Consider the following 26,385-nt stretch of genomic DNA (forward strand, 5'->3'; position numbering starts at 1 on the left):
GACGGGGGACCCACGGGGACTCCCGGGGCTTACGGGGGAGGCAGGATGCAGCCGCTCGGCGTCGACGAACCCACCGCCGTGGGCCCCTACCGGCTGCTCGGCCGACTGGGCTCCGGCGGCATGGGCCGGGTCTACCTCGGCCGCAGCGCCGGGGGCCGCACGGTCGCCGTCAAGATCGTGCACCCGCACTTCGCGCTCGACGAGGAGTTCCGCGCCCGCTTCCGGCGCGAGGTGGACGCGGCGCGCAGAGTCGGCGGGGCCTGGACCGCGCCGGTCCTCGACGCCGACCCGGACGCGGCGGTGCCCTGGGTCGCGACGGGGTACGCGGCCGGTCCCTCGCTGGCGACAGCGGTCACGGACGGGGGCCCGCTGCCCGAGCATTCCGTACGGGTGCTGGGCGCGGGGCTGGCCGAGGCGCTGGCCGCCGTGCACGAACTGGGGCTCGTCCACCGGGACGTGAAGCCCTCCAACGTCCTGCTCACCGTCGACGGCCCCCTCCTCATCGACTTCGGCATCGCCCGCGCCACCGACGGCACCGCGTCCCTCACCTCCACCGGCGTCTCCATCGGCTCACCCGGCTACATGTCCCCCGAACAGATCCTCAGCAAGGGGGTGTCGGGGGCGGCGGACGTCTTCTCCCTCGGCGCGGTCCTGGCGTTCGCGGCCACGGGGACACCGCCCTTCCCCGGGGACTCCTCGGCCTCCCTCCTCTACAAGGTCGTCCACGAGCAGCCCGAACTCGGCTCCCTGAGCGGCGAGTTGCGGGACGTCGTGGCGGCGTGCCTGGACAAGTCCGCTCAGGAGCGCCCCACTCCGGGCGAGGTGGCCCGGCGGCTGGCTCCGCAGGGCGCGGCGCGGCTGGTGGCGGCGGGGTGGCTGCCGGGGGCCCTGGTCGAGCAGGTGGGGCGCAGCGCCGTACAGCTGCTGAATCTTGAGGCGGTGGGGGAGCAGCCCTCCGGACCGGTGGGGTTCAGCAGTCCTTCGGTGGGCGGCGGTTCGGCCGGTCAGGGGGGTGCGGCGGGTCCGGTCGGCGCGTTCGGACCGCCGCCGGTGATGCCGGCGGTGTTGCCGGGGGCGCCTCCGGCTCCCACGGGTCTCCCCTCCGTGCCCGAGCCCCGGGACGCGGTGCCGCGGGAAGGCGCGGGGCACGAGACGGTGGTGCCCTCGGACCGGCGACCCGGTGACGGTGCCGGTTCGGGCCCCGGCAGGCTCTCCGTCTCCGTGGCCGCCACCGCCGTACCCGGGGACAACGGGCGCGGCCGTCGGCTGAGTTGCACCGTGGCGCTCGCCGTCGCGGGGGCGCTGGCCGCGGTGACCGTGGGGTCGGTGTTCCTGTTCGACCTGCTGCCGGAGCGGGGCGACGACGACTCGGCGAGTTCCCCACCCGGCAGCGACGCGTACTCGTCGGCGCCGACGTCCGTACCGTCCGCCTCCGCGCCGTCGGCGGCTTCCCCCTCCGTCTCCCGGTCGCCGTCGGACCAGGTGTCCAGCGAGCCGTCCGGCGCAGCGGCCGACGTCCCCGCCCGTTATCTCGGCACCTGGGAGGGTGAGGGCACGGGTCTCGGCGGGAGCCTGCCGATGGGGACCTTCCGTATCACCGTCAAGGAGGCGGCCGTCGGCGAGGAGTTGGGCCGGCTTCAGCAGACCGACGCGATCGGCGCGGTCTGCACCGACGTCCTCACCCTGAAGAAGGTCACCGACTCGGAGCTCGTCACCACGGCCGTGGGCGCCGAGGACAACCACGCCGGCTGCAACCCCACCGCCCACACGGTCCGCCTCACCACCGTGGGCGACGACCTGAAGTACACCTCGGAGAGCGAGGCCGAGGGCTACCCGGAGGCACGGATGTCGAAGGTCGGGCGGTGACGGAACTGCTCGTCGTCGTGGCCGCCCTGTGGGGAGCGGCGGCGGGCGCGCTGCTGCCGCGCGCGGCCTACCGCTTCTCCGTCCCGCCCGAGACCCCGTGGCGCGGGACATGCCCCGCCGGGCACCCCCTGAACGGCTGGCTCGGACGGGGGAGATGCGCAAGCTGCGGCCCCGAGCGGTCGTACGGTCCCGGCGCCCCCCTCCTCCCCACCGTCACCGCCCTGCTCTGCGCCGTCCTCGCCGCGGCCACCGGCACCCGCCCGGAGATCGCCGTCTGGCTGCTGCTGGCCCCCGTGGGAGTCCTGCTCGCCGTGGTCGACCTGCGCGTACGTCGGCTGCCCGACCCGCTCACCCTCCCCCTCGCGGCCGCCGCGCTCGCGCTGCTCGGAGTCGTCTCGTTCGTCCCGGAGCACACCGGGACCTGGTCGCACGCCCTGTTCGGCGCCCTCGCCCTCGGCGCCGGCTATTACGTGCTGTGGCGCATCAACCCCGGCGGCATGGGCTTCGGCGATGTGAAGCTGGCGCTCGGGGCGGGGGCGGTCCTGGGCTGGTACGGCTGGGACACCGTGCTGCTGGGCACCTTCGCCGGCTTCCTGCTCGGCGCGCTGTACGGCGGAGCCCTGGTCCTGCTGGGGAAGGCGGGCCGCAAGACGGCGATCCCGTTCGGGCCGTTCCTGATCGCGGGGGCGTACGCGGGGCTGCTGATCGGTGCGTACACGGCCTGACATCCGGCCTGTCACAGGGCTGGCGTAGGCTGGCCCAGACCGCCCGAACCCTTGACGAAAGGCACGCCCCGGTGACCGAGAAGGCCGACCTTCAGTCCGTCCTCGACCGTGCCGCCGAGGGTGGGCGCATCACTCCTCAGGAGGCGCTCGACCTCTACCGCGACGCCCCGCTGCACGCGCTGGGCTCCGCCGCGGACGCCGTGCGCCGCCGCCGGTACGCGGGCACGGAGCACATCGCGACGTACATCATCGAGCGGAACATCAACTACACCAACGTCTGCGTCACGGCGTGCAAGTTCTGCGCGTTCTACGCCCCGCCCACCGCCAAGGACAAGGGCTGGACCCGCGACCTGGACGACATCCTGCGCCGGTGCGCGGAGACCGTCGAACTCGGCGGCACTCAGATCATGTTCCAGGGCGGCCACCACCCGGACTACGGCGTCGAGTACTACGAGAAGCACTTCGCCGCCATCAAGAAGGAGTTCCCCCAGCTGGTGATCCACTCGCTGGGCGCCTCCGAGGTCGAGCACATGGCCCGGATCTCCAAGGTGAGCGTCGAGGAGGCGATCCAGCGGATCCACGCGGCCGGCCTCGACTCCTTCGCCGGCGCGGGCGCGGAGCTGCTCCCCGAGCGCCCCCGCAAGGCCATCGCGCCGCTCAAGGAGTCCGGCGAGCGCTGGCTGGAGATCATGGAGACGGCGCACAACCTGGGCGTGGAGTCCACCTCCACCATGCTCATGGGCACCGGCGAGACCAACGCCGAGCGCATCGAGCACCTGCGGATGATCCGTGACGTCCAGGACCGCACGGGCGGCTTCCGCGCCTTCATCCCGTACCTCTACCAGCCGATGAACAACCACCTGAAGGGCCGCACCCAGGCCACGATCTTCGAGTACCTGCGGATGATCGCGATCTCCCGGCTCTTCATGGACAACATCGCCCACATCCAGGGCTCCTGGCTGACCACCGGCCAGGACGCGGGCCAGCTCACGCTGCACTACGGCGCGGACGACCTCGGCTCGGTCATGCTGGAGGAGAACGTCGTCTCGGCGGCCGGCGCCAGGCACCGCTCCAACCTCCAGGAAATGATCGACATGATCCGCACCGCGGGCCGTGTCCCGGCCCAGCGCTCCACGACGTACGAACACCTCGTCGTCCACGACGACCCGGCGAACGACCCGGTCGACGCGCGCGTGCAGTCCCACATCTCCTCCACAGCCATCGAGGGCGGCACGGCACACCCCGAGCTGAAGATCCTCGCGTCCAACTAGGTGCGCGGTGCTGACGATCCACACGGCCGACCTCGTGGTCTTCGGGGACGGCCGTCCGTCCCTGCCCGGCGGCGCGGTACTGGTCGAGGGGCGAGCGTTCGCGGCCGTGGGGGCGTACGAGGATCTGGCGGCCGCCCATCCGACGGCACGGGTGCGCCGCTGGCCGGGAGTTCTCACCCCGGGCCTGCTCAACCCGCACGGCCCCGAGCTCCTGGAGCGGTCCTACCACCCGGATCCCCGGGAGGACTTGGGCAGCGAGCCCCTCACAGGCGAGGCCCTGTCGGCCCTCGACATGACCGACGCGCGGTGGGGCGCGAGCGCGCGGCGGGGGGTGCAGCGGTTGCTGGCGCACGGGGTGGTGGCGGTGGCGGGTGACCTTCGACGCCCTGCGGTGGCGGACGCCGTGCACCGGGTGGGGATGACGAGTGAGGAGCGCTTCGAAGACCCTCCCGGCCCGCCCGCCTTCGACCCGCTGATCGGGCGGAGCCTGGCGGAGGCGATCCTGACACCCCTGCTGCCGCACATGGGCATGGACGCGACCTTCGCGGTCTTCGACCTACCGGACGAGGCGGCGCTGACGAAAAGCGGCGCGACGGCCTGCGTGGCTACGGTGATCCAGGGCCGCTTGCTGCACCGGCGCAGGTGAAGTCTTTGGGGGCGCGGGGCCGTAGCGATTCTGCGGCTCCGCCGCGGGGCGCGACCAGCCCCCACAGAGCCGCACCCGAAACTCAACCCGCCAACGCCTCCCCGAACGCTCCGGCATCCTGAGCGACCCCACTGCAATTCGTCAGGGCGTCATCCTCATCGGCGTCCCCCTCCTCGCACTCCTGATCCCGAAACGTCGACCACATCGACACCCACGCCACCTCCTTCGCCTCGGCGAACTCCCTCACCTGCGCCGCGTCCGACAACGTGAACGTCTCCCCGTCCACGTCATTCGTCCCGATCATCGAAGTGAGCGCCATGGCCCGCCACGCGGTGGAGTCGCCGGTGCCGAAAACCTCCTTCAACTGACGGTGCGCCGCCTTCGCCGAAGTGATCGCGTAATCCCCCATGTCCCCGTCGTACGACTCCCCGTAGTTCATCGTCATGATGTTGACCGTCGACACCTGAACGGCGTTGTCGTTCGCGGACTCCAGCAATGCCACGCTGTCGTCGTCGAGCCCGGACGGCATCACGGGAAGCGTGAACGAGACGGCGAGATCGGTCCGTTCCTCCTGGAGCAACGCGATCGCCTCGGACCGCAGGTCCACCGAGCCGGAATCCGTCAGCGCGTCCCCCTCGATGTCGAAGTCGGCGAGAGAGGAACCGGCCGCGTCCAGCGCGGAGCCGTACGCCGCGGCCAGCTCCGCCGCGCTGGAGCAGGTCTCTGCCAGCTCCTTCCCGGACGCCCCTCCGAAGGAGACCCGCACCTCGGCCCCGTCCGCCTTCAGCGCGCTGACGCGGGACGCGACCGACGAGTCCCCGATGGCGGACGTGCCGTTCCAGGACGGCGTGCAGTCACCGCCGTCGGCGATCACGAACGCGAGGTTGTACACCGAGGGCGAGCCGGCTGAGTCGTTGGCGGAGGCCTCGGTCGCGCTGACGTAGGGCGCGTACGAAGTGACCGCCTCCGATTCGCTGGAGCACCCCGCCGCGGCCAGGGCCAAAAGACACATGACCCCGGCCGTCGGCTTCAGGAAACTCCGCATGCGCTTGCACCCGCTCTCGTGAGGACGTTTTCGGGGAGCGAATGTCTCACACGGACCTGAGCCTCATGACGACGGTTTCGTGGACTTCTCAGGAAACAGACAGCCCTAGAGCTTTCTCATATGCGCCTCACAACAACGCCACATGTGGACACATAAAGACTGCCTAACGTCTGGGGAATGCATTCCGAGCCTGCCACCGAAAACCGCGCCGAAACGCGCGGTCGCCGCCGCAAACGCGGAAGTAACGGGTCCGCCGAAGGTCCCGTGTTCGTCGACAACTCCGGACGCCGCTCCAAGCTGCTGCGCCGGATAGGGCTTCTCCTCGGCGCCCTGTCCCTCGGCTACGCCGTCGTGCTGGGCCTGGCCTTCATGGGCATCGGCGTCTCCAGCACGACGCTGCTGCCCTTCGCGGGCGGAGGCCCTGGCGGTTCCTCGAACACCGGCCCCGGCGGCATCCGGCCGCAGGGCGGAATCGGCACCCCGCCGGCGCTGCCCACCGGTACCCCGCCCGCCGGCACCGCCACAGGCGCTCCGCCGAGCGCCACCGCGACCCCGACCGCCTCCGCGACCGCCAACTGACCGGAACGGCCCACCACATGACCACGACGACGCCCTCCCGTGGCCGCCGGCGTGCCCCCTCCCGCATCGAGCGGGCGGCGGGCAAGGCCGCGGCGTTGCAGAAACCGCGGGTCATCCTCGCCCTGCTGCTCCTGCTCGGTCTAACCAGTGTGATGCTGCTCGACGGCTATCTGCGTGCCGAGGTCGGCGGCGACCAGCGGGTACGCGACGGTGCCAGCTCCAGCGAGGTCCCCGACAAGATCATCAACGGCGGGCCGATCATCAGCTTCCGGGGCGGCCGGGCGACCACGATCTCCGTGCCGTCCAAGACGATCGCGCTCACCTTCGACGACGGCCCGAACCCGACGTACACGCCCCAGGTGCTGGACATCCTGGAGAAGTACGACGTCCCGGCGACCTTCTTCGTCGTCGGCTCGATGGTCTCGCGCTACCCCGGCATCGTGAAGGGCATGGTCGACCAGGGCAACGAGGTGGGCATCCACACCTTCACCCACGTCGACCTCTCCTACCAGAGCGACGCCCGCGTCCGGCGCGAGATGACCCAGACACAGCTCGCCCTCGCGGGCGCGGCCGGCATCACCACCACGCTGTTCCGGGCGCCGTACTCCTCGGAGACGGACGCGATCGACAACTACAGCTGGCCCGTCTACAAGAAGCTCGGCGAGGAGGGCTACACCAGCGTCTTCGTCGACACCGACAGCGACGACTGGAAGAAGCCGGGCGTCTCGAAGATCGTCAAATGGGCCACCCCGTCCGGGACCTCGGGCGCCTCCGTGCTGATGCACGACGCCGGTGGCGACCGCGAACAGACGATCAAGGCGCTACCGAAGTACATCGAGAAGATGAAGGCGAAGGGCTACACCTTCACCACCATCAGCGGGGTGCTGGAGGCGCAGAACGCGAGCACCGGTCCGCAGGGGCAGCAGCAGGTGGGAGGCGTGACCGGCCGACAGGGGCAAGGACTGACGAACGCCCAACGCCTCCAGGCCGCCCACCGCGAGGCCACCGGCACCACCCTCTACGAGGGCAAGGCACTCATCGCTGCCGTGGCCGTCGCCGAGCTGACGGTGCCCACCCTGTCGGTCGGACTGGTGATCGTGGGCGTGGCCGTCATGGGCCGGTTCGGGATGATGCTGATCCTCGCCCGCCGCCACTACAGACAGCGCAACAAACGTCGCTTCAGCTGGGGGCCGACGGTCACCAGGCCGGTCAGCGTGATCGTCCCGGCGTACAACGAGAAGGAGTGCATCGCCAACACCCTGGAGTCGTTGTCGAAGAGCACCCACCCGATCGAGGTCATCGTCGTCGACGACGGCTCCTCGGACGGCACCTCCGAGATCGCCCGGGCCGCGGCCGACAAGCTCGGCATGACGAACGTCCGTGTCATCCGCCAGGAGAACGCGGGCAAGCCGGCCGCCCTCAACAACGGTGTCCGCAGCGCCAGTCACGACATCGTCGTGATGATGGACGGCGACACCGTCTTCGAACCGGACACCGTACGGCAGCTCGTACAGCCCTTCGCCGACCCCGCGGTCGGCGCGGTCGCCGGCAACGCCAAGGTCGGCAACCGCGACACAATCATCGGCGCCTGGCAGCACATCGAGTACGTGATGGGCTTCAACCTGGACCGCCGGATGTACGACCTGCTGCGCTGCATGCCCACCATCCCGGGCGCGATCGGCGCGTTCCGCCGCGAGGCGGTCCTCCAGGTCGGCGGCATGAGCGAGGACACCCTCGCCGAGGACACCGACATCACCATCGCGATGCACCGCGCGGGCTGGCGGGTCGTCTACCAGGAGCACGCACGCGCGTGGACCGAGGCGCCGGGCTCCCTGAAACAACTGTGGTCCCAGCGCTACCGATGGTCGTACGGCACCATGCAGGCGCTGTGGAAGCACCGCAAGTCCCTCACCGACAAGGGCCCCTCGGGCCGCTTCGGCCGGGTCGGCATGCCGTTGGTGGTGATCTTCCAGATCGTCACGCCGGTCTTCGCCCCGCTGATCGACGTGTTCACCGCCTACTCGATGATCTTCGTCGACTTCCGGGCGGCGCTGTACGCCTGGCTCGCGGTCCTCGGGGTCCAGCTCGTGTGCGCGGCGTACGCCTTCAAACTGGACAAGGAGCGGTACCGGTATCTGCTGATGATGCCGCTCCAGCAGCTCGCCTACCGCCAGATGATGTACCTCGTCCTCATCCATTCCTGCATCACCGCGCTCACCGGCGGCCGCCTGCGCTGGCAGAAGCTGAAGCGGACCGGCGAGGTCGGCACCCCGGCGGGGGTGGGCTGATGAGCTGGGAGCAGCAGGGGTATCAGTCGCAGGGGTACGGGGGGTACGGCCAGGAGTACGGGTACTCGGGGTTCGCGGAGCAGCCACGGGTTCTCGAAGCCCCCGCTGACGCCGAGGCGGAGGAGGAGAAGCCTCCGTCTCGGCCCTCCCGGCTCTCTCGCTCCTCCCGGCGCTCTCGCCCCTCCGGCCGTGACCGTTACTTCGACACGCTCCGGGCCGTCGCCCTGATCCGGGTCGTCGCGTATCACACGTTCGGGTGGGCCTGGGCCGGCATGGTCTTCCCCTCCATGGGCATCATGTTCGGCCTGGCCGGGTCGCTGATGGCGAAGTCCCTGGAGCGGCCCGCCCTGACGGTGATCAGGAGCCGGATGCGCCGCCTGCTGCCGCCGTTCTGGTTCTGGGGCGTCTTCGTGGTCCTCGCGATGCTGGTCCACGACTGGATGCCGGGCTGGCAGATCGTCTTCTGGGTCGTGCCGCTCGGCGACCCGCCGGGCAACGCGTGGGGCGAGCAGGCCTGGGAGATCCTCTGGTACCTGCGGACGTACCTCTGGTTCGTCCTGCTGTCCCCGGTGCTGCTGAGGGTGTTCCGGCTCGCCCCGGTGCCGGTCCTGCTGCTGTCCCTGGCCCCGATCGTGGTCTTCCAGTTCCTGTGGGAGCCCCCGGACAACCGCCTCGGCGGCGCGCTGACCGACCTCGCGACCTTCCTGTTCTGCTGGCTCCTCGGCTTCGCCCACCGGGACGGGGTCCTGGAGCGGCTGAAGCCGGTCGCTGTCGTCGTGGCCTCGCTCGCCGCGACCGGGTTCGGCGGCTGGTACGCCTTCACCCACCAGGCCGAGACGGGCTCGTACGACCTCGACGACATCCCCCTCGCGCAGGCCTTCTGGTCCGCCGGTTACGTGACGGTGCTGATGTGGGCGAAGTCGTACTTCGGGATCGACTTCGCCCGGCTCACCCGCTTCCGGCGGACCGACCGTCTCGTCACGGTCTTCAACTCCCGTGCGGTGACGATCTACCTGTGGCACGAGATCGCGCTGATCCTCGCCGTGCCGCTGATCGACCGGTTCTGGGACGTGCCCGCGTTCGAGAAGTGGCTGCCGTTGGAGAGCCAGTGGTTCATGTTCGGCGTCGGGTGGGTCCTGATCGCGGTGTTCGTGCTGCTGTGCGGATGGGTGGAGGACGTGGCCGGGAAGAAGAAGCCGCAGCTCCTTCCGGGAGGGGGGCCTGCAAGAATGGGGACGTGACCCGCGCTTCCCTGAACAAGCAGCCGCACGAAGTCGCCTCGATGTTCGACGACGTGGCGGAACGGTACGACCTGACCAACGACGTGCTGTCGCTGGGCCAGGACCGGGTGTGGCGCAAGGAGGTCGCCCGGGCCGTCGACGCCCGCCCCGCCCAGAAGATCCTGGACCTGGCGGCGGGCACCGCCACCTCCTCGCTGCCCTTCGCCCGCACCGGCGCCTACGTCGTGCCCTGCGACTTCTCGCTCGGGATGCTCCAGGTCGGCAAGCGCAAGCACACCTGGCTGCCGTTCACCGCGGGCGACGCGACGAAGCTGCCCTTCCAGGACGACACCTTCGACGCCGTCACGATCTCCTTCGGGCTGCGCAACGTCCAGGACACCGACTCCGCGCTGCGCGAGATGTACCGGGTGACCAAGCCCGGCGGCCGGGTCGTGATCTGCGAGTTCTCCCACCCGACCTGGGCGCCCTTCCGCACGGTCTACACCGAGTACCTCATGCGCGCCCTGCCGCCGGTCGCCCGTGCGGTCTCCTCCAACCCCGACGCGTACGTCTACCTCGCCGAGTCCATCCGCGCCTGGCCCGACCAGCCGGCCCTCGCGGAGCGCCTCCAGAAGGCGGGCTGGTCAAAGGTGGCGTGGCGAAACCTGACGGGCGGCATCGTGGCCCTGCACCGGGGCGTCAAGACGGCCTGAGCGGCTCGGACGGGACGGGGCGTACGCCGGCCCCGTCCGAGCCAACGTCAGAGCCCCGTCACACAGCGGACCACGTACGGGTCGCCCGGCTCGTCCAGTTCGCGCTGGAGGCCGCCGCTCGGGGGTCTGGGGACGCGCGGCTCGCGGATGCCGCCGCCGCCCTCACCCGGGCCGAGGTCGAACCACACGTACACCACCGAGTCCCGCGGCACCTCCGCACCGGCCTGCGGGTACTGGCGTACGACATAGTCGACGACCGCCTGGTGGAAGTCCTTGCGATCCGGCGCGTTGACGAACAGGCCCTGCGCCTGGGCCGTCTCGCGCGCGTCGACGGCCATGAGTCCGACCAGACGCGGTACGCGCACTTCGGGCGTCTTGGGTGTTATGTGCACAGATGTCACCCCCAGCGGTACTGGAAGGGTAACTCCGGCCCGGTGGCGCCCGGAAGTGCCGCGTGTCTTTCTGTAACAGACCGCTACCCTGCGTCACTTCCTTGCAGGGTGAGCCGGAAGCACAGCGCCTCTTCCGGCAGCAGTGGGTGCGGATAGGTCTCCGCGAGTTCCATTCCGAGGCGCTTGGTGACCGCTATCGACCGTTCGTTGCCGGGTCTGACCATCGCCACCACGTCCTTGACGCCCGCCGCCCTGAGCCGCTCCAGGGTCATCCGCGCGGCCACCGTGGCGTACCCCCGGCCCCAGTACGCACGCCCGAGCCGCCACCCGATCTCGATCTCGCCCGTCGGCCCCCAGTCCCGCGGCCACGGCTGGGCACCGGTGAAACCGATGACCTGCCCGTCCTCGTCGACCATGGTCCACAGGCAGAAACCCAGCTCGGCGTCGTGCCGGCGCTGGCGCGCGGTGAGTTCCTCGTAGACGTACAACTCCGCGGACTTGCCACCATGGAACTCCATGACGTCCGGGTCGTCGAAGACCCGGTGCCAGGCCACGGCGTCCTCGTCGGTGGGGACACGCAGCCGTACCACGGGCAGAGCTCGGTTCACTGGGGCAGCCCTTCAGCCGGGTGATCAATTCTGCTGAATAGACTGCCCATGTCCAGTGCCGGTCGGCACGCGGATTCAGAACTTGATTCCGAACTTGATTCCGAGCCTGGGGAGATCCCGCCGTGACCGAGCCCCTGTCCGAGAACACCGCCGATGTCATCGTCGTCGGCGCGGGGCCGGCAGGCTCCACGACCGCCTACCACCTCGCCAAGTCCGGACTCGACGTGCTCCTCCTGGAGAAGACCGAGTTCCCGCGCGAGAAGGTCTGCGGCGACGGCCTCACCCCGCGTGCCACCAAGCAGCTGGTGGCCATGGGCATCGACATCTCCGAAGAGGCCGGCTGGCTGCGGAACAAGGGCCTGCGCATCATCGGCGGCGGCGTACGCCTCCAGCTCGACTGGCCGGAACTGGCCTCCTTCCCCGACTACGGCCTCGTCCGCAAGCGCGACGACTTCGACGAGCAGCTCGCCCGCCAGGCCCAGAAGGCCGGGGCGCGGCTCTACGAGCGCTGCAACGTCGGTGCCCCGATCGTCGACGACCGCACGGGCCGCATCACCGGCGTCCACGCGAAACTCGGTGAGGAGAAGCGCGAAGTCACCTTCCACGCGCCCCTCGTGGTCGCCGCCGACGGCAACTCCACGCGGCTCTCCCTCGCGATGGGCCTGCACCGCCGCGAGGACCGCCCGATGGGCGTGGCCGTACGGACGTACTTCGAGAGCCCCCGCCACGAGGACGACTACCTGGAGTCCTGGCTGGAGCTGTGGGACCGCCGCGGTCCCGGCGAGGACCGGCTGCTGCCCGGTTACGGCTGGATCTTCGGCATGGGCGACGGCACCTCCAACGTCGGCCTCGGCGTGCTCAACACCTCCGACTCCTTCAAGGAGCTCGACTGGCGCGAGGTGCTGAAGGCCTGGTGCGCCTCCATGCCGGAGGACTGGGGCTACACCCCGGACAACATGACCGGCCCGATCCGCGGTGCCGCCCTCCCCATGGCCTTCAACCGCCAGCCGCACTACACCAAGGGCCTGCTCCTGGTCGGCGACGCCGGCGGCATGGTGAACCCCTTCAACGGCGAGGGCATCGCCTACGCCATGGAGTCCGGCCAGATCGCCGCAGACGTCATCGTCCAGGCCCACGCCCGCGCGACGCCCGCCCAGCGCGAGATCGCCCTTCAGCGCTACCCGCAGGTCCTCAAGGACACCTACGGCGGCTACTACACGCTGGGCCGCGCCTTCGTGAAGCTCATCGGCAACCCGAAGGTCATGAAGATCGCGGCCCAGCGCGGCTTGACCCACCCGCTGCTCATGAAGTTCACCCTCAAGATGCTCGCGAACCTCACCGACCCCACGGGCGGCGACGCGATGGACCGGATCATCAACGGGTTGAGCAAGGTGGCGCCGAAGGCGTGACGGGAGCCCCTTCACCGGAGCACCGTGGAGGGATGGACGCAGGGATCGCGTTACCCGTGTTCGTCATCCTCATCGCGGTGTCGGTGTGGGCGCTGGTCCACTCCCTCAGGCGCTGAAGGTGCCCGGGGCGCTGACGGTGCCCTGGGCGCTCTCCGTGCCCTGAGGGCCCTGGCTGCCCGGGGACCTCTGGCTGCCCTGAGTGCTCCGAGCGCCGTTCAGCGCCTCGACGTTGGCCGCCCGGCGGGCGAACACCTCCTCCCGCCGGTCCGCCATCTGCCGCAGCGCCTCCTTGCGGTCCCGCTTGGACAGCCGGTCCAGATACACGTGCCCGTTCACATGGTCCGTCTCGTGCGCCAGGCACCGCGCGAAATAGCCGGTCCCCTCGATCACGAGGGGCTCGCCGTCCCTGTCGAACCCGCGGACCACGGCCCGGTCCGGACGCGGTACGTCCATGACGGCGCCCGGCACCGACAGGCACCCCTCGCTGTCGTCGAGCAGCCTGCGCCCGGCCGGGTCGAGCTGGTCGAGCACCGGGTTGACGACGTGTCCGACATGCCGGACCCCGTCGTCGTCCGGGCAGTCGTACACGAAGAGCCGCAGACCGACGCCGACCTGGTTCGCCGCGAGGCCCGCCCCTTCGGCGATGTACATCGTGAGGAACATGTCGTCGATCAGCGCGGCGAGGTCGGGCCCGAACTCGGTCACGTCCCGGCACGGCTTGTGCAGCACCTCCTCGCCGACCTCGGTGACGCGCCGCACCTGCCCGCGCCGGGCCTCGGGGGCGAGCCGAGGGTACGAGTCGGTGGGCCTGCCCTGGACGAACACACTGGGCATGGTGATGTCTCCTGTTCGATGCGGTTGTTGAGGGTGCCGCTGTGCGCGGCGGGTCCAACAGAACACATCAAACAGCCCCGGGAGCGGAGCGGCCACAGTCGCGGGCGGTGCCGGGCGGGGGTGGTGGGCGAGAGCTGAGGCGGGGGCGAGGGCGAAGGCTGAGGCGAGGTCGGGGGCGAGGGCTGAGGCAGGTCGGGGGAGCGGCGGTCGGGTCAGGGGCCGTGGGTCGGGCTCGCGGTCAACCCGGTGCCGGACGCGGACAATTCGGGCGCCGTTCGGCGGACGTGCCGGAGGAGCCCCACCTGCCCCCGGCGAGGGAAGCACCCGCGACCCGGGAAGAACCAGCAGGGCCGCAGCCCCCGAGCGGCTGCGGCCCTGCCAAGCTGATCCGTCGTCCCGTCAGAGCACCCGCACCGCGCCGGTCGGCGGGTCGTAGGACATCGGCTTCTCGGCGACACCCGTCGAGGGGTTCTGCGCGCCGACGAACATGCCGTCACCGACGTACACCGCCACGTGGTACGCGCTGCCCGCGCTGCCCCAGTACAGGATGTCGCCCGGCTGCAGATTGCTCAGCGAGACCTGGGTACCCGCGGTCGACTGGTCCTGCGAGACACGCGGCAGGTCGACGCCGATCTGGCTGAACGCCGCCTGGACGAGGCCGGAGCAGTCCCAGGAGTTGGGGCCCGTGCCGCCGGAGACGTAGGCGTCACCGATCTGCGCCTTCACGAAGGCGATGACGGCCGCGGCCGAACCGGTGGCCGTGGACGAGCTCGTGGAGACACTGGCGCTCGCCGAGGCGGACAGGGTGGCCCGCTCGGAGCTGCGCGAGGCGGCCTCCTCGGCGGCGGCCCTGCGAGCCTCCTCGGCCTTCTTCTTGGCCTCCGCCTTCTTCTTGGCCTCCGCGAGGTCCGCCTTGGCCTGCTTCGCGGCCTTTGCGGCGGCCGCGTCACGCTCGGCCTGAAGCTGGTAGTTGGCGGCCGCCTGCTGCATCGCGTCGGCGGACTCGGCGACCTGGCTGCCCAGGTCGGCCGAGAGGGTGGGCAGTTCGAGGGTCTGCGTCGTCGACTCGGCGGCGAACGCCGAAGCCGACGCGCCCGCCGCTGCCATGCTGAGCACGCCACCGGCGACTCCGGCACGCACGGCGATCGAAGTCGTCGCGCTGCGGCGGGGTTTCCGGTGGCTGCGTATGTGAGCGGTGTGGGACATGAGACCAACTGGTATCAGGGGCTCCTCCATACCTTCAAGAAACGTGTGCTGCGCCACAGTTGTTCAATCGGCGGCCCGAATCCCGGGCGTGGCGTTCTTTATTGACGCCGTAACGGACATTGCGGACTCTCGTGATCATGGCTGTGATCATGGACTTTCGCTGTTACGCCCGAATTGCCCCGCAGCTACCATCCGTTGGGGCCGATGGCCAAGCCCCCTTCTTATGGATCTCTCATGGGTGTGGCGGAGGTCACGCAACGGTTACGACGACGGCTGCGTCCGGAGCCGTCCGGCACTCGTGAATGTGTGCACGCGTCCACATCCGTCCTCCTGCCTCCCCCTGATGTGTGAACGCGGGTCACTACCAAGCGGCCGCGTCCAGCGCCAATTTGCATGCAGAAGAAGTCTCTTGATATGGAGACGCCTGCCGCGACCTGCGCCGACTAGCGAAAATGTCACCTCTGGTGATCACTCGGACGCTTCTCGTATGAAGATCACCGCTGATCCGACTTCATGATCCTTCGTCTGGTGGTGGAGATCACAAAGCTTGTGCAATACCCCGTGTCGCAGATCACAGACCGGCGGGCATAAGATGCGGGTCAGTTGGGCTTGTGACCTGCTTCACATGTTCGCGATCTTCGTCGGGACGGACGGAGGTCAGAGGGACGTATGAGTCGGGTGTGAGTCCGATGCCATCGCCAGCAGTCAGTGCCGACTGAGAGGAGCGAGGAGCGGTGAACGCTTATGCGCCCATCCTCGTACTGGGAGCCCTCGGGGCAGGCTTTGCGATCTTCTCCGTGGTCATGGCCACGCTGATCGGTCCGAAGCGGTACAACCGGGCCAAGCTCGAGGCCTACGAGTGCGGGATCGAGCCGACCCCCACGCCGGCCGGCGGCGGGCGCTTCCCCATCAAGTACTACCTGACGGCGATGCTCTTCATCGTCTTCGACATCGAGATCGTCTTCCTCTACCCCTGGGCCGTCACCTTCGACGCCCTGGGTGTTTTCGGGCTCGTGGAGATGCTGCTCTTCGTGCTCACCGTCTTCGTCGCGTACGCGTACGTATGGCGGCGCGGCGGCCTGGAATGGGACTGAGGGGCCTTTAACTCATGGGACTCGAAGAAAAGCTGCCGAGCGGCTTCCTGCTGACCACCGTCGAGCAGGCCGCGGGCTGGGTGCGCAAGGCGTCCGTCTTCCCGGCCACCTTCGGCCTGGCCTGCTGTGCCATCGAGATGATGACCACAGGAGCCGGACGCTACGACCTGGCCCGCTTCGGCATGGAGGTCTTCCGCGGCTCACCCCGCCAGGCGGACCTCATGATCGTCGCCGGCCGGGTCAGCCAGAAGATGGCGCCGGTGCTCCGGCAGGTCTACGACCAGATGCCGAACCCCAAGTGGGTCATCTCCATGGGGGTCTGCGCCTCCTCGGGCGGCATGTTCAACAACTACGCGATCGTGCAGGGCGTCGACCACATCGTCCCGGTCGACATCTATCTGCCCGGCTGCCCGCCACGGCCGGAGATGCTGATGGACGCCATTCTCAAGCTCCACCAGAAGATCCAGTCCTCCAAGCTCGGCGTGAACGCCGAGGAGGCGGCCCGCGAGGCGGAGGAGGCGGCGCTCAAGGCCCTGCCCACGATCGAGATGAAGGGGCTGCTGCGGTGAGCGACGCGAACGGCACCAACGGAGCCAACCCGGAGAAGGAACTGAGCGGCTCCAACCTCCCCGGCCAGCGCGGCGACGGCGGCGAGGAGATCCGCGTCCAGCGCGGCATGTTCGGCGCCAACAACGGCGGCGACACCTCCGGGTACGGCGGCCTGGTCCGCTCGGTCCGCCTCCCGGGACCGGCGGCCCGCCCCTACGGCGGCTGGTTCGACGAGGTCGCCGACGAGCTGGAGGGCGCCCTGGAGGAGCAGGGACTGCTCCCCGACAACGCCATCGAGAAGACGGTCGTCGACCGCGGCGAGATCACCTTCCACATCGAGCGCGAGCACCTGCTGCGCGTCGCACAGACCCTGCGCGACGACCCGGCCCTGCGCTTCGAGCTCTGCACCGGCGTCAGCGGGGTCCACTACCTCCACGACAAGGGCCGCGAGCTGCACGCCGTCTACCACCTGCGCTCGATCACCCACAACCGGCTGATCCGCCTGGAGGTCAGCGCGCCGGACGCCGACCCGCACATCCCGTCCCTGGTCTCGGTGTACCCGACCAACGACTGGCACGAGCGCGAGACCTACGACTTCTTCGGGATCGTCTTCGACGGTCACCCGGCCCTGACGCGGATCATGATGCCGGACGACTGGCAGGGCCACCCGCAGCGCAAGGACTACCCCCTCGGCGGCATCCCCGTCGAGTACAAGGGCGCCCAGATCCCGGCTCCGGACCAGCGGAGGTCGTACTCGTGAGCACTTCGCATGCCTCCCCTCGGGAGACCACAGAGGGCACCGTCTACACGGTCACCGGCGGCGACTGGGACGAGATCGTCCAGGCCGCGGCCCGCGCCGACGACGAGCGCATCGTCCTCAACATGGGCCCGCAGCACCCCTCCACCCACGGGGTGCTCCGGCTGATCCTGGAGATCGACGGCGAGACGGTCACCGAGGCCCGCTGCGGCATCGGCTACCTGCACACCGGCATCGAGAAGAACCTCGAGTTCCGCACGTGGACGCAGGGCACCACGTTCGTGACGCGCATGGACTACCTGACGTCCTTCTTCAACGAGACCGCCTACTGCCTCGCCGTCGAGAAGCTCCTCGGAATCGAGGACCAGATCCCCGACCGGGCCGAGATCATCCGGGTGCTCCTGATGGAGCTGAACCGGCTCTCCTCGCACCTGGTGTGCATCGCCACCGGCGGCATGGAACTCGGCGCCACCACGATCATGATCTACGGATTCCGTGATCGTGAAATGATTCTCGACATCTACGAGCTCATCACGGGCCTTCGGATGAACCACGCGTACATCCGCCCCGGCGGACTCGCGCAGGACCTGCCGCCCGGCGCGGTGGACCACATCCGCGAGTTCGTGAAGAAGATGAAGAAGAACCTCCCGGAGTACGACAAGCTCGCCACCGGGAACCCCATCTTCAAGGCCCGTATGCAGGACGTCGGCTACCTGGACCTGGCGGGCTGCATGGCCCTCGGCGCCACCGGCCCCATCCTGCGCTCCACCGGCCTGCCGCACGACCTGCGCAAGGCCCAGCCCTACTGCGGCTACGAGACCTACGAGTTCGACGTCCCGACCGCCGACACCTGCGACTCCTACGGGCGCTTCCTGATCCGCCTGGAGGAGATGCGCCAGTCGCTCAGGATCGTCGAGCAGTGCCTGGACCGGCTCCAGCCGGGACCGGTCATGGTCGCCGACAAGAAGATCGCCTGGCCCGCCCAGCTCGCGCTCGGCCCCGACGGGCTCGGCAACTCCCTCGACCACATCAAGAAGATCATGGGCACCTCCATGGAGGCCCTGATCCACCACTTCAAGCTGGTCACCGAGGGCTTCCGCGTCCCGCCGGGACAGGCGTACGCGGCCGTCGAGTCGCCCAAGGGCGAACTCGGGGTGCACGCCGTGTCCGACGGCGGCACCCGCCCCTTCCGGGTCCACTTCCGCGACCCGTCCTTCACCAACCTTCAGGCCATGGCGGCGATGTGCGAGGGCGGCCAGGTCGCCGACGTCATCGTCGCTGTCGCGTCCATCGACCCCGTGATGGGAGGCGTCGACCGGTGACCACCAGTTCTTCCGAGCGGGGCGTCAGCCTGGGCATGCCCGAACTGCCCGCACCCGCTTACCCGGACGACGTCCGAGCCCGGCTGGAGGCCGACGCGCGCGAGATCATCGCCCGCTATCCGGACTCCCGCTCGGCCCTGCTGCCGTTGCTGCATCTCGTGCAGTCGGAGGAGGGCCATGTCACGCGCACCGGCATGCAGTTCTGTGCCGACGTGCTGGAGCTGACCACGGCCGAGGTCACGGCGGTGGCCACCTTCTACACCATGTACCGGCGCAAGCCGTCCGGCGACTACCAGGTGGGGGTCTGCACCAACACCCTCTGCGCGGTGATGGGCGGCGACGCGATCTTCTCCGAGCTCCAGGAGCACCTGGGCGTCGGCAACGGCGAGACCACCGACGACGGCAAGGTCACCCTGGAGCACATCGAGTGCAACGCGGCCTGCGACTTCGCGCCGGTCGTGATGGTCAACTGGGAGTTCTTCGACAACCAGACCCCGGCGACGGCCAAGCGGCTCGTCGACGACCTGCGCGCGGGGCGCCCCGTCGAGCCCACGCGCGGGGCGCCGATGTGCACCTTCAAGGAGACCGCGCGGATCCTCGCCGGCTTCCCCGACGAGCGGCCAGGGGCCGTCGAGGCGAGCGGCGGGGCCGGACCCGCGTCGCTGGTGGGACTCCGCCTGGCCAGGGGAGAGGCCGCACCCGCGCGCGTGGTCCATCCGCGTGACGGCGCACCGCAGGACCGGGACGTCCACGAGCCGTCCCCGTCGGAGCACCTGAGTTCGCACGACGCGCCACAGGACACGTCGGCCTCCGACCCGGCCCACCCGGCCGGGCCCGCCGCCGAGGAGGGGGAGTGATGACCTTGGCACCCGAACTGAAAGACACCAGCCCCGAGAAGCTGCTCGCACCCGTGCTGTCGGCCTTCTGGGACGAGGACAAGTCCTGGACGCTGGACGTCTACAAGAGGCACGAGGGGTACGAGGGACTCCGCAAGGCGCTCGCGATGTCGCCGGACGACCTGATCGCGTACGTCAAGGACTCCGGTCTGCGCGGCCGCGGCGGCGCCGGGTTCCCCACCGGGATGAAGTGGCAGTTCATTCCGCAGGGAGATGGAAAGCCGCACTATCTAGTTGTCAACGCCGACGAGTCGGAGCCGGGGACCTGCAAGGACATCCCGCTCCTCTTCGCGAACCCGCACAGCCTCATCGAGGGCATGATCATCGCGTGTTACGCCATCAGGTCTTCGCATGCGTTCATCTATCTGCGTGGTGAAGTCGTCCCTGTGCTGCGGCGGTTGCACTCGGCCGTGAGCGAGGCCTACGCGGCCGGCTACCTCGGACAGAACATCCTGGGCAGCGGCCTCGATCTCGACATCACCGTGCACGCCGGGGCCGGGGCGTACATCTGCGGTGAGGAGACCGCACTGCTCGACTCGCTCGAAGGCCGCCGTGGTCAACCGCGGCTCCGTCCCCCCTTTCCTGCGGTCGCGGGCCTCTACGCCTGCCCGACTGTTGTAAATAACGTGGAGTCGATCGCGTCGGTTCCCGCGATTCTCCAAAGGGGGAAAGACTGGTTCAGGTCGATGGGCAGCGAGAAGTCCCCGGGCTTCACGCTCTACTCGCTCAGCGGCCACGTCGCGAACCCCGGCCAGTTCGAGGCCCCGCTCGGCATCACGCTCCGCCAGCTGCTGGAGATGAGCGGCGGGATGCGGCCGGGCCACCGGCTGAAGTTCTGGACGCCCGGAGGTTCCTCCACGCCGATGTTCACCGAGGAGCACCTCGACGTCCCCCTCGACTACGAGGGCGTCGGCGCCGCCGGCTCGATGCTCGGCACCAAGGCGCTCCAGTGCTTCGACGAGACGACCTGCGTCGTGCGCGCCGTCACCCGCTGGACCGAGTTCTACGCCCACGAGTCCTGCGGCAAGTGCACCCCCTGCCGTGAAGGCACCTACTGGCTCGTGCAGTTGCTGCGGGACATCGAGGCCGGCAAGGGCGTCATGTCCGACCTCGACAAGCTCAACGACATCGCCGACAACATCAACGGCAAGTCGTTCTGCGCCCTCGGTGACGGCGCCGCCTCGCCGATCTTCTCCTCGCTCAAGTACTTCCGCGAGGAGTACGAGCAGCACATCACGGGCCGTGGCTGCCCCTTCGACCCGGCCAAGTCGACGGTCTGGGCCGACTCCCGCACGGAGGTGAACGCATGACCGTGACCACCAACGCTCCCTCCGGTGGGGGAGAAGCGGCGGTCCCGCCGGAGGATCTCGTCTCGCTGACGATCGACGGCGCCGAGATCAGCGTGCCCAAGGGCACCCTGGTCATCCGGGCCGCCGAGCAGCTCGGCATCGAGATCCCCCGGTTCTGCGACCACCCCCTCCTCGACCCGGCCGGCGCCTGCCGCCAGTGCATCGTCGAGGTCGAGGGCCAGCGCAAGCCGATGGCCTCCTGCACCATCACCTGCACCGACGGGATGGTGGTCAAGACCCACCTCACCTCGCCGGTCGCCGAGAAGGCCCAGCACGGTGTGATGGAGCTCCTCCTCATCAACCACCCGCTGGACTGCCCGGTCTGCGACAAGGGCGGCGAGTGCCCCCTGCAGAACCAGGCCATGTCCCACGGGCAGGCGGAGTCCCGCTTCGAGGGCAAGAAGCGGACCTACGAGAAGCCCGTCCCGATCTCCACCCAGGTGCTGCTCGACCGCGAGCGCTGCGTGCTTTGCGCCCGCTGCACCCGCTTCTCCAACCAGGTCGCGGGCGACCCCATGATCGAGCTGATCGAGCGGGGCGCGCTCCAGCAGGTCGGCACCGGCGAGGGCGACCCCTTCGAGTCGTACTTCTCCGGCAACACCATCCAGATCTGCCCGGTCGGCGCGCTCACCTCGGCGGCGTACCGATTCCGCTCCCGCCCCTTCGACCTGGTGTCCTCCCCGAGCGTGTGCGAGCACTGCTCCGGCGGCTGCGCCACCCGCACCGACCACCGGCGCGGCAAGGTCATGCGCAAGCTCGCGGCCAACGACCCCGAGGTCAACGAGGAGTGGATCTGCGACAAGGGGCGCTTCGCCTTCCGGTACGCGCAGCAGCGTGACCGGCTGGAGCACCCGCTGGTGCGCAACCCCGAGGGCGAACTGGTCCCGGCTTCCTGGCCGGAGGCGCTCCAGATCGCCGCCCAGGGTCTGCTCGCCTCCCGCGGCCGGGCCGGAGTCCTGACCGGCGGCCGCCTCACCATCGAGGACGCCTACGCGTACAGCAAGTTCGCGCGCGTGGCGCTCGACACCAACGACATCGACTTCCGCGCGCGCGTGCACAGCGGCGAGGAGGCCGACTTCCTGGCCGCGCGGGTCGCGGGCCGCGGCCGTGACCTCGACGGTACGGGCGTCACGTACTCGGCGCTGGAGAAGGCACCGGCGGTGCTGCTGGTCGGGTTCGAGGCCGAGGAGGAGGCGCCCGGCGTCTTCCTGAGGCTGCGCAAGGCCTGGCGCAAGCACGGCCAGAAGGTCTTCTCCCTCGCCACGTACGCCACGCGCGGTCTGGAGAAGGCCGGCGGCACGCTGCTGCCCGCCGCCCCCGGCACCGAGACCGAGTGGCTGGACGCGCTGGCCGGCGGAGTCGGCCTGGAGGGCGACGGCAGCAGGGCCGCCGAGGCGCTGCGCACCGCGGGCGCGGTGATCGTCGTCGGCGAGCGGCTTGCCGCCGTGGCCGGGGGCCTCACCGCCGCCGTGCGGGCCGCCTCCGCGACCGGCGCGCAGCTCGTGTGGATCCCGCGGCGGGCCGGAGAGCGCGGCGCAGTCGAGGCGGGCGCGCTGCCGTCGCTGCTGCCTGGCGGCCGTCCGGCCACCGACCCGCGCGCGCGTGAGGAGGTCGCCTCGGTCTGGGGCGTGGCCGAACTCCCGCACCGCTACGGCCGGGACACCGGGCAGATCGTCGAGGCCGCGGTGTCCGGCGAACTCCAGGCCCTCGTGGTCGCGGGCGTCGAGATCGCGGACCTGCCTGATCCGGCACGCGCGCGTGAGGCGCTCCAGGAGGTCGGGTTCGTGGTGTCGCTGGAACTGCGTCCCGGCGAGGTCACCGAGCACGCGGACGTCGTCCTGCCGGTGGCCGCGGTCGCCGAGAAGGCCGGCACCTTCCTCAACTGGGAAGGCCGGGTGCGCTTCTTCGAGGCCGCCCTCAAGCCCGACCAGATGACCCGCCGCCTCGCGCCCACCGACGCACGGGTGCTCCAGATGCTGGCCGACGCCATGGACGTCCACCTGGGGCTGCCGGATCTGCGCACCGTGCGCGCGGAGATCGACCGGCTCGGCCCCTGGGACGGGCCGCGCGGCACCGAACCCTTCGAGACCGGGGCCCAGTTGCCGCGGCCCGCCGCCGGAGAGGCCGTTCTCGCCGGGCACCGGCTGCTGCTCGACCAGGGCCTGCTCCAGCAGGGCGACGAGGCGCTCGCCGGGACCCGGCACGCGGCACGCGCGCGTGTGTCGGCTGCGACGGCCGCCGAGGTGGGCGTCAAGGAAGGCGACCTCCTCGCCGTGACCGGCAAGACCGGGGTCGTCGAACTGCCGCTCCAGATCACCGAGATGCCCGACCGCGTGGTCTGGCTGCCGCTGAACTCCCTCGGCGGGGGTGTCGCCTCCGACGCCGGGGCGCGGCCCGGCTCCCTCGTCCACATCGGCCCGGCGACGCTCGCAGCCGAAGCTCCCAAGGAGGTGGAGGCATGAGCCCGTACCTCGCCGCGGAAGACCTCTCGATGTTCGGCACCGACCCCTGGTGGCTGGTCGTCGTCAAGGCCGTCTTCTGCTTCGCGTTCCTGATGGTGACCGTGCTGTTCTCCATCGTGTGGGAGCGCAAGGTCGTCGCCTGGATGCAGCTGCGCATCGGCCCCAACCGGCACGGCCCCTGGGGCATGCTCCAGTCGCTCGCCGACGGCATCAAGCTGATGCTGAAGGAAGACGTCATCGTCAAGCGCGCGGACAAGGTCGTCTACGTCCTCGCGCCGATCGTCGCGGCCATCCCGGCCTTCATGGCGATCGCGGTGATCCCCTTCGGCCCCTCCGGCAACGAGATCTCGATCTTCGGCCACCGCACCGCGATGCAGCTCACCGACCTCCCGATCGCGATGCTCTACATCCTCGCGGTCGCCTCGGTCGGCATCTACGGCATCGTCCTCGCGGGCTGGAGCTCCGGATCGACGTATCCGCTCCTCGGCGGCCTGCGCTCCTGCGCGCAGATGATCTCGTACGAGATCGCCATGGGCGCCGCCTTCGCCTCGGTGTTCCTCTACTCCGGGTCGATGTCCACCTCGGCGATCGTCGAGGCCCAGCAGGACCGCTGGTACATCATCCTGCTGCCGGTCTCCTTCATCATCTACGTCATCACCATGGTCGGCGAGACCAACCGCGCCCCCTTCGACATGCCGGAGTCCGAGGGCGACCTGGTCGGCGGCTTCAACACCGAGTACTCGTCGATCAAGTTCGCGATGTTCATGCTCGCCGAGTACGTGAACATGGTGACGGTCTCGGCCGTGACGACCACGCTCTTCCTCGGCGGCTGGCGGGCCCCCTGGCCCATCAGCACCTTCTGGGAGGGCGCGAACCACGGCTGGTGGCCGCTCCTCTGGTTCGTGATCAAGGTGCAGCTCCTGCTGTTCTTCTTCATCTGGCTGCGCGGCACACTTCCCCGGGTGCGCTACGACCAGCTGATGAAGCTCGGCTGGAAGGTCCTCATCCCGGTCTCCGTGGTGTGGCTGATGCTCGTCGCGACCGTGCGGACCCTGCGCAACGAGAACTACGACTTCGCCGACATCGCCCTGTACGTCGGCGGCGGAGTCCTGGTCCTGCTGCTGCTCTCCTTCGTCGCCGACATGTTCCGCGAGAAGTCGAAGGCGGCCGCGGAAACCGCCGCGGAACCGGCCGGATTCGACCCGATGGCGGGCGGGTTCCCCGTGCCACCGCTGCCCGGACAGGAGGTGGCGCCCGTGCCGAGGCGCCGCCCCCGACGGGAGCGCGAGCTGATTGTCAGTGGTGGGTCCGATACTCAGAGTGACGGCGCATCTACGGATGGAAAGGAGGCGTCCGATGGCTGAGGAACCGAAAGAAACCAAGCCCGGTTTCATGAACCCCGTCGCCGGCTTCGGCGTGACCTTCAAGGCCATGTTCAAGAAGCGGCTGACCGAGCAGTACCCGGAGCAGCAGAAGACCACCGCTCCGCGGTTCCACGGACGGCACCAGCTCAACCGCCATCCGGACGGCCTGGAGAAGTGCGTCGGCTGCGAGCTGTGCGCCTGGGCCTGCCCCGCCGACGCCATCTACGTGGAGGGCGCCGACAACACCGACGAGGAGCGCTACTCCCCGGGCGAGCGGTACGGCCGCGTCTACCAGATCAACTACGCCCGCTGCATCCTGTGCGGGCTGTGCATCGAGGCGTGCCCCACGCGCGCGCTGACGATGACCAACGAGTTCGAGCTGGCCGACTCCAGCCGCGCCAACCTCATCTTCACCAAGGAGCAGCTGCTCGCCGGCCTCGAAGAGGGCATGGTCGACTCGCCCCACGCCATCTACCCCGGCACCGACGAGCAGGACTACTACCGGGGCCTGGTCACCGAGGCCGCGCCCGGCACTGTCCAGCAGGTCGCCGTCTCCAAGGGCGAGGTGGTCCAGGAGGCCGACTCCACCTTCGGTGCGGACGAACCGGCCTCGGAGAAGGTGATCGGGCGATGACCGCACCCCTCCAGCTCGCCACGGCCACTCTGGCCGCCGACACCTCCACCGGCGAGGCCTTCCAGTTCTGGGTCCTCGGCACCGTCGCCGTGATCGGCGCCCTGTGCACCGTCTTCATGAAGAAGGCCGTGCACAGCGCGCTCTGTCTCGCCGGCACCATGATCATCCTGGCGGTGTTCTACCTCGCCAACGGCGCCTACTTCCTCGGCGTCGTCCAGATCGTCGTCTACACCGGCGCGATCATGATGCTGTTCCTGTTCGTGGTGATGCTCGTCGGCGTGACCGCGGCGGACTCCCTCAAGGAGACCATCAGGGGCCAGCGCTGGCTCGCCCTGCTGTGCGGGCTCGGCTTCGGCATCCTGCTGTTCGCGGGCATCGGCAACGCCTCCCTCCACCAGTTCAACGGCCTCACCCAGGCCAACGCGGGCGGCAACGTGGAGGGCCTCGCGACCCTCATCTTCACCAAGTACGTCTTCGCCTTCGAGATCACCGGCGCCCTGCTGATCACGGCCGCCGTCGGCGCCATGGTGCTCACCCACCGCGAGCGCACCGAACGCGCCCTGACCCAGCGGGAGATGGCCGAGCGGCGCGTCCGCGAGGGCAAGCACGTCCCGCCGCTGCCCGCCCCCGGCGTCTACGCCCGGCACAACGCGGTGGACATCGCGGGCCTGCTGCCCGACGGCACCCCCTCCGAGCTCACGGTCAGCAAGACCCTGCGCGACCGCGGCCAGATCCGTGACGTGTCCGCCGAGGCGCTGGGCGACCTCAAGGCGCTGGAGCAGCGCGCGGAGGAACGCCTGGAGCGGACCGAGATCGAACCGGCCACCTTCAAGAGGGAGGCGTCGAAGTGAACCCGGTCAACTACCTCTACCTCGCCGCCCTGTTGTTCACGATCGGCGCCACCGGCGTCCTGATCAGGCGCAACGCCATCGTCGTGTTCATGTGCATCGAGCTCATGCTCAACGCCTGCAACCTCGCGTTCGTCGCCTTCTCCCGGATGCACGGCAATCTCGACGGCCAGATCATCGCCTTCTTCACGATGGTCGTCGCCGCCGCGGAGGTCGTGGTCGGGCTCGCGATCATCGTGTCGCTGTTCCGTTCCCGCCACTCGGCCTCGGTCGACGACGCCAGCCTGATGAAGCTGTAAGGGGTCGCT

At 69.7% G+C, this 26,385-nt stretch carries 25 protein-coding genes; 20 read left to right on the forward strand and 5 right to left on the reverse strand.

Annotation, left to right across the window (positions count from 1 at the left end):
- The first annotated feature begins 45 nt into the window (after positions 1-45).
- The 4 genes from ABZ098_RS06360 to ABZ098_RS06375 all read left to right on the forward strand — a co-directional run bounded on the left by ABZ098_RS06360 (position 46) and on the right by ABZ098_RS06375 (position 4,508).
- On the forward strand, positions 46-1,866 hold the full coding sequence (locus ABZ098_RS06360) for a serine/threonine-protein kinase (RefSeq protein ID WP_356587845.1): 1,821 nt from the start codon (positions 46-48) through the stop codon (positions 1,864-1,866).
- On the forward strand, positions 1,863-2,591 hold the full coding sequence (locus ABZ098_RS06365) for an A24 family peptidase (protein WP_356587847.1): 729 nt from the start codon (positions 1,863-1,865) through the stop codon (positions 2,589-2,591). The genes ABZ098_RS06360 and ABZ098_RS06365 overlap by 4 nt, the downstream gene beginning before the upstream one ends.
- A 71-nt stretch (positions 2,592-2,662) precedes the next feature.
- Positions 2,663-3,862: a cyclic dehypoxanthinyl futalosine synthase gene (mqnC, locus tag ABZ098_RS06370; RefSeq protein WP_356587849.1), complete on the forward strand. Its 1,200-nt coding sequence runs from the start codon at positions 2,663-2,665 to the stop codon at positions 3,860-3,862.
- Positions 3,863-3,869: 7 nt separating this feature from the next.
- Complete coding sequence (locus ABZ098_RS06375) at positions 3,870-4,508, forward strand: hypothetical protein (RefSeq protein ID WP_356587851.1); 639 nt, start codon at positions 3,870-3,872, stop codon at positions 4,506-4,508.
- An 82-nt stretch (positions 4,509-4,590) separates the two neighbouring features.
- On the opposite strand, the gene ABZ098_RS06380 is transcribed toward ABZ098_RS06375, so the two are convergent.
- Positions 4,591-5,553 (reverse strand): chitinase, encoded by a 963-nt coding sequence (locus ABZ098_RS06380; protein WP_356587853.1) that lies wholly within the window; start codon positions 5,551-5,553, stop codon positions 4,591-4,593.
- Positions 5,554-5,817: 264 nt separating this feature from the next.
- Between ABZ098_RS06380 and ABZ098_RS06385 the strand changes: the two genes are divergently transcribed.
- From ABZ098_RS06385 to ABZ098_RS06400, 4 genes are read left to right on the forward strand one after another with little or no spacing between them, the layout of a single operon-like run.
- Entirely contained in the window at positions 5,818-6,132 is a 315-nt protein-coding gene (locus ABZ098_RS06385) for a hypothetical protein (protein ID WP_356587855.1), read from the forward strand.
- Between the two features lie 17 nt (positions 6,133-6,149).
- On the forward strand, positions 6,150-8,420 hold the full coding sequence (locus ABZ098_RS06390; protein ID WP_356587857.1) for a bifunctional polysaccharide deacetylase/glycosyltransferase family 2 protein: 2,271 nt from the start codon (positions 6,150-6,152) through the stop codon (positions 8,418-8,420).
- A complete protein-coding gene (locus ABZ098_RS06395; protein WP_356587859.1) occupies positions 8,420-9,661 on the forward strand; it encodes an acyltransferase in 1,242 nt (413 codons plus the stop codon). The genes ABZ098_RS06390 and ABZ098_RS06395 overlap by 1 nt, the downstream gene beginning before the upstream one ends.
- Positions 9,658-10,353 (forward strand): demethylmenaquinone methyltransferase, encoded by a 696-nt coding sequence (locus tag ABZ098_RS06400; protein WP_356587861.1) that lies wholly within the window; start codon positions 9,658-9,660, stop codon positions 10,351-10,353. Before ABZ098_RS06395 ends, ABZ098_RS06400 begins: the two co-directional genes overlap by 4 nt.
- A 47-nt stretch (positions 10,354-10,400) precedes the next feature.
- Here ABZ098_RS06400 and ABZ098_RS06405 read toward each other — a convergent pair whose 3' ends face one another.
- Both ABZ098_RS06405 and ABZ098_RS06410 read right to left on the reverse strand, forming a co-directional pair.
- Positions 10,401-10,718 (reverse strand): PASTA domain-containing protein, encoded by a 318-nt coding sequence (locus ABZ098_RS06405; protein WP_356587863.1) that lies wholly within the window; start codon positions 10,716-10,718, stop codon positions 10,401-10,403.
- A gap of 110 nt (positions 10,719-10,828) precedes the next feature.
- The gene (locus ABZ098_RS06410; protein WP_356587865.1) at positions 10,829-11,353 is read right to left on the reverse strand and encodes a GNAT family N-acetyltransferase; all 525 of its coding nucleotides are present in this window, start codon (positions 11,351-11,353) and stop codon (positions 10,829-10,831) included.
- Positions 11,354-11,475: 122 nt separating this feature from the next.
- On the opposite strand from ABZ098_RS06410, the gene ABZ098_RS06415 reads away from it, so the two are divergent.
- On the forward strand, positions 11,476-12,762 hold the full coding sequence (locus ABZ098_RS06415; protein ID WP_356587867.1) for a geranylgeranyl reductase family protein: 1,287 nt from the start codon (positions 11,476-11,478) through the stop codon (positions 12,760-12,762).
- 105 nt (positions 12,763-12,867) lie between these two features.
- Here ABZ098_RS06415 and def read toward each other — a convergent pair whose 3' ends face one another.
- A complete protein-coding gene (gene def / locus ABZ098_RS06420; RefSeq protein ID WP_356587869.1) occupies positions 12,868-13,596 on the reverse strand; it encodes a peptide deformylase in 729 nt (242 codons plus the stop codon).
- A 399-nt stretch (positions 13,597-13,995) separates the two neighbouring features.
- Complete coding sequence (locus ABZ098_RS06425; protein ID WP_356587871.1) at positions 13,996-14,802, reverse strand: C40 family peptidase; 807 nt, start codon at positions 14,800-14,802, stop codon at positions 13,996-13,998.
- A 734-nt stretch (positions 14,803-15,536) separates the two neighbouring features.
- Here ABZ098_RS06425 and ABZ098_RS06430 point away from each other — a divergent pair.
- The 11 genes from ABZ098_RS06430 to nuoK are packed head-to-tail and all read left to right on the forward strand — an operon-like array spanning position 15,537 to position 26,376.
- Positions 15,537-15,896 carry an NADH-quinone oxidoreductase subunit A gene (locus ABZ098_RS06430; protein ID WP_007383963.1) on the forward strand — a complete coding sequence of 120 codons (360 nt, stop codon included), beginning with the start codon at positions 15,537-15,539 and terminating at the stop codon, positions 15,894-15,896.
- 14 nt (positions 15,897-15,910) lie between these two features.
- Positions 15,911-16,465 carry an NADH-quinone oxidoreductase subunit B gene (locus ABZ098_RS06435; RefSeq protein WP_007383964.1) on the forward strand — a complete coding sequence of 185 codons (555 nt, stop codon included), beginning with the start codon at positions 15,911-15,913 and terminating at the stop codon, positions 16,463-16,465.
- Complete coding sequence (locus ABZ098_RS06440; RefSeq protein WP_356587873.1) at positions 16,462-17,205, forward strand: NADH-quinone oxidoreductase subunit C; 744 nt, start codon at positions 16,462-16,464, stop codon at positions 17,203-17,205. The genes ABZ098_RS06435 and ABZ098_RS06440 overlap by 4 nt, the downstream gene beginning before the upstream one ends.
- The gene (locus ABZ098_RS06445) at positions 17,202-18,524 is read left to right on the forward strand and encodes an NADH-quinone oxidoreductase subunit D (protein WP_356587875.1); all 1,323 of its coding nucleotides are present in this window, start codon (positions 17,202-17,204) and stop codon (positions 18,522-18,524) included. Before ABZ098_RS06440 ends, ABZ098_RS06445 begins: the two co-directional genes overlap by 4 nt.
- The gene (gene nuoE / locus ABZ098_RS06450; RefSeq protein ID WP_356587877.1) at positions 18,521-19,381 is read left to right on the forward strand and encodes an NADH-quinone oxidoreductase subunit NuoE; all 861 of its coding nucleotides are present in this window, start codon (positions 18,521-18,523) and stop codon (positions 19,379-19,381) included. Before ABZ098_RS06445 ends, nuoE begins: the two co-directional genes overlap by 4 nt.
- A complete protein-coding gene (gene nuoF / locus ABZ098_RS06455) occupies positions 19,378-20,730 on the forward strand; it encodes an NADH-quinone oxidoreductase subunit NuoF (RefSeq protein ID WP_356587878.1) in 1,353 nt (450 codons plus the stop codon). Before nuoE ends, nuoF begins: the two co-directional genes overlap by 4 nt.
- Positions 20,727-23,231 (forward strand): NADH-quinone oxidoreductase subunit G, encoded by a 2,505-nt coding sequence (locus tag ABZ098_RS06460; protein ID WP_356587879.1) that lies wholly within the window; start codon positions 20,727-20,729, stop codon positions 23,229-23,231. The genes nuoF and ABZ098_RS06460 overlap by 4 nt, the downstream gene beginning before the upstream one ends.
- On the forward strand, positions 23,228-24,595 hold the full coding sequence (nuoH, locus tag ABZ098_RS06465; RefSeq protein ID WP_356587881.1) for an NADH-quinone oxidoreductase subunit NuoH: 1,368 nt from the start codon (positions 23,228-23,230) through the stop codon (positions 24,593-24,595). The genes ABZ098_RS06460 and nuoH overlap by 4 nt, the downstream gene beginning before the upstream one ends.
- Positions 24,588-25,229: an NADH-quinone oxidoreductase subunit NuoI gene (gene nuoI / locus ABZ098_RS06470; protein ID WP_037720707.1), complete on the forward strand. Its 642-nt coding sequence runs from the start codon at positions 24,588-24,590 to the stop codon at positions 25,227-25,229. The genes nuoH and nuoI overlap by 8 nt, the downstream gene beginning before the upstream one ends.
- On the forward strand, positions 25,226-26,080 hold the full coding sequence (locus ABZ098_RS06475; RefSeq protein ID WP_356587883.1) for an NADH-quinone oxidoreductase subunit J: 855 nt from the start codon (positions 25,226-25,228) through the stop codon (positions 26,078-26,080). The genes nuoI and ABZ098_RS06475 overlap by 4 nt, the downstream gene beginning before the upstream one ends.
- Positions 26,077-26,376, forward strand: a complete 300-nt coding sequence (gene nuoK / locus ABZ098_RS06480; RefSeq protein WP_003974374.1) for an NADH-quinone oxidoreductase subunit NuoK — start codon at positions 26,077-26,079, stop codon at positions 26,374-26,376. The genes ABZ098_RS06475 and nuoK overlap by 4 nt, the downstream gene beginning before the upstream one ends.
- The last annotated feature ends 9 nt before the right edge of the window (positions 26,377-26,385 follow it).

Origin of the sequence: Streptomyces sp. NPDC006335 (genome assembly GCF_040612795.1) — a bacterium.
GTDB lineage: Bacteria > Actinomycetota > Actinomycetes > Streptomycetales > Streptomycetaceae > Streptomyces.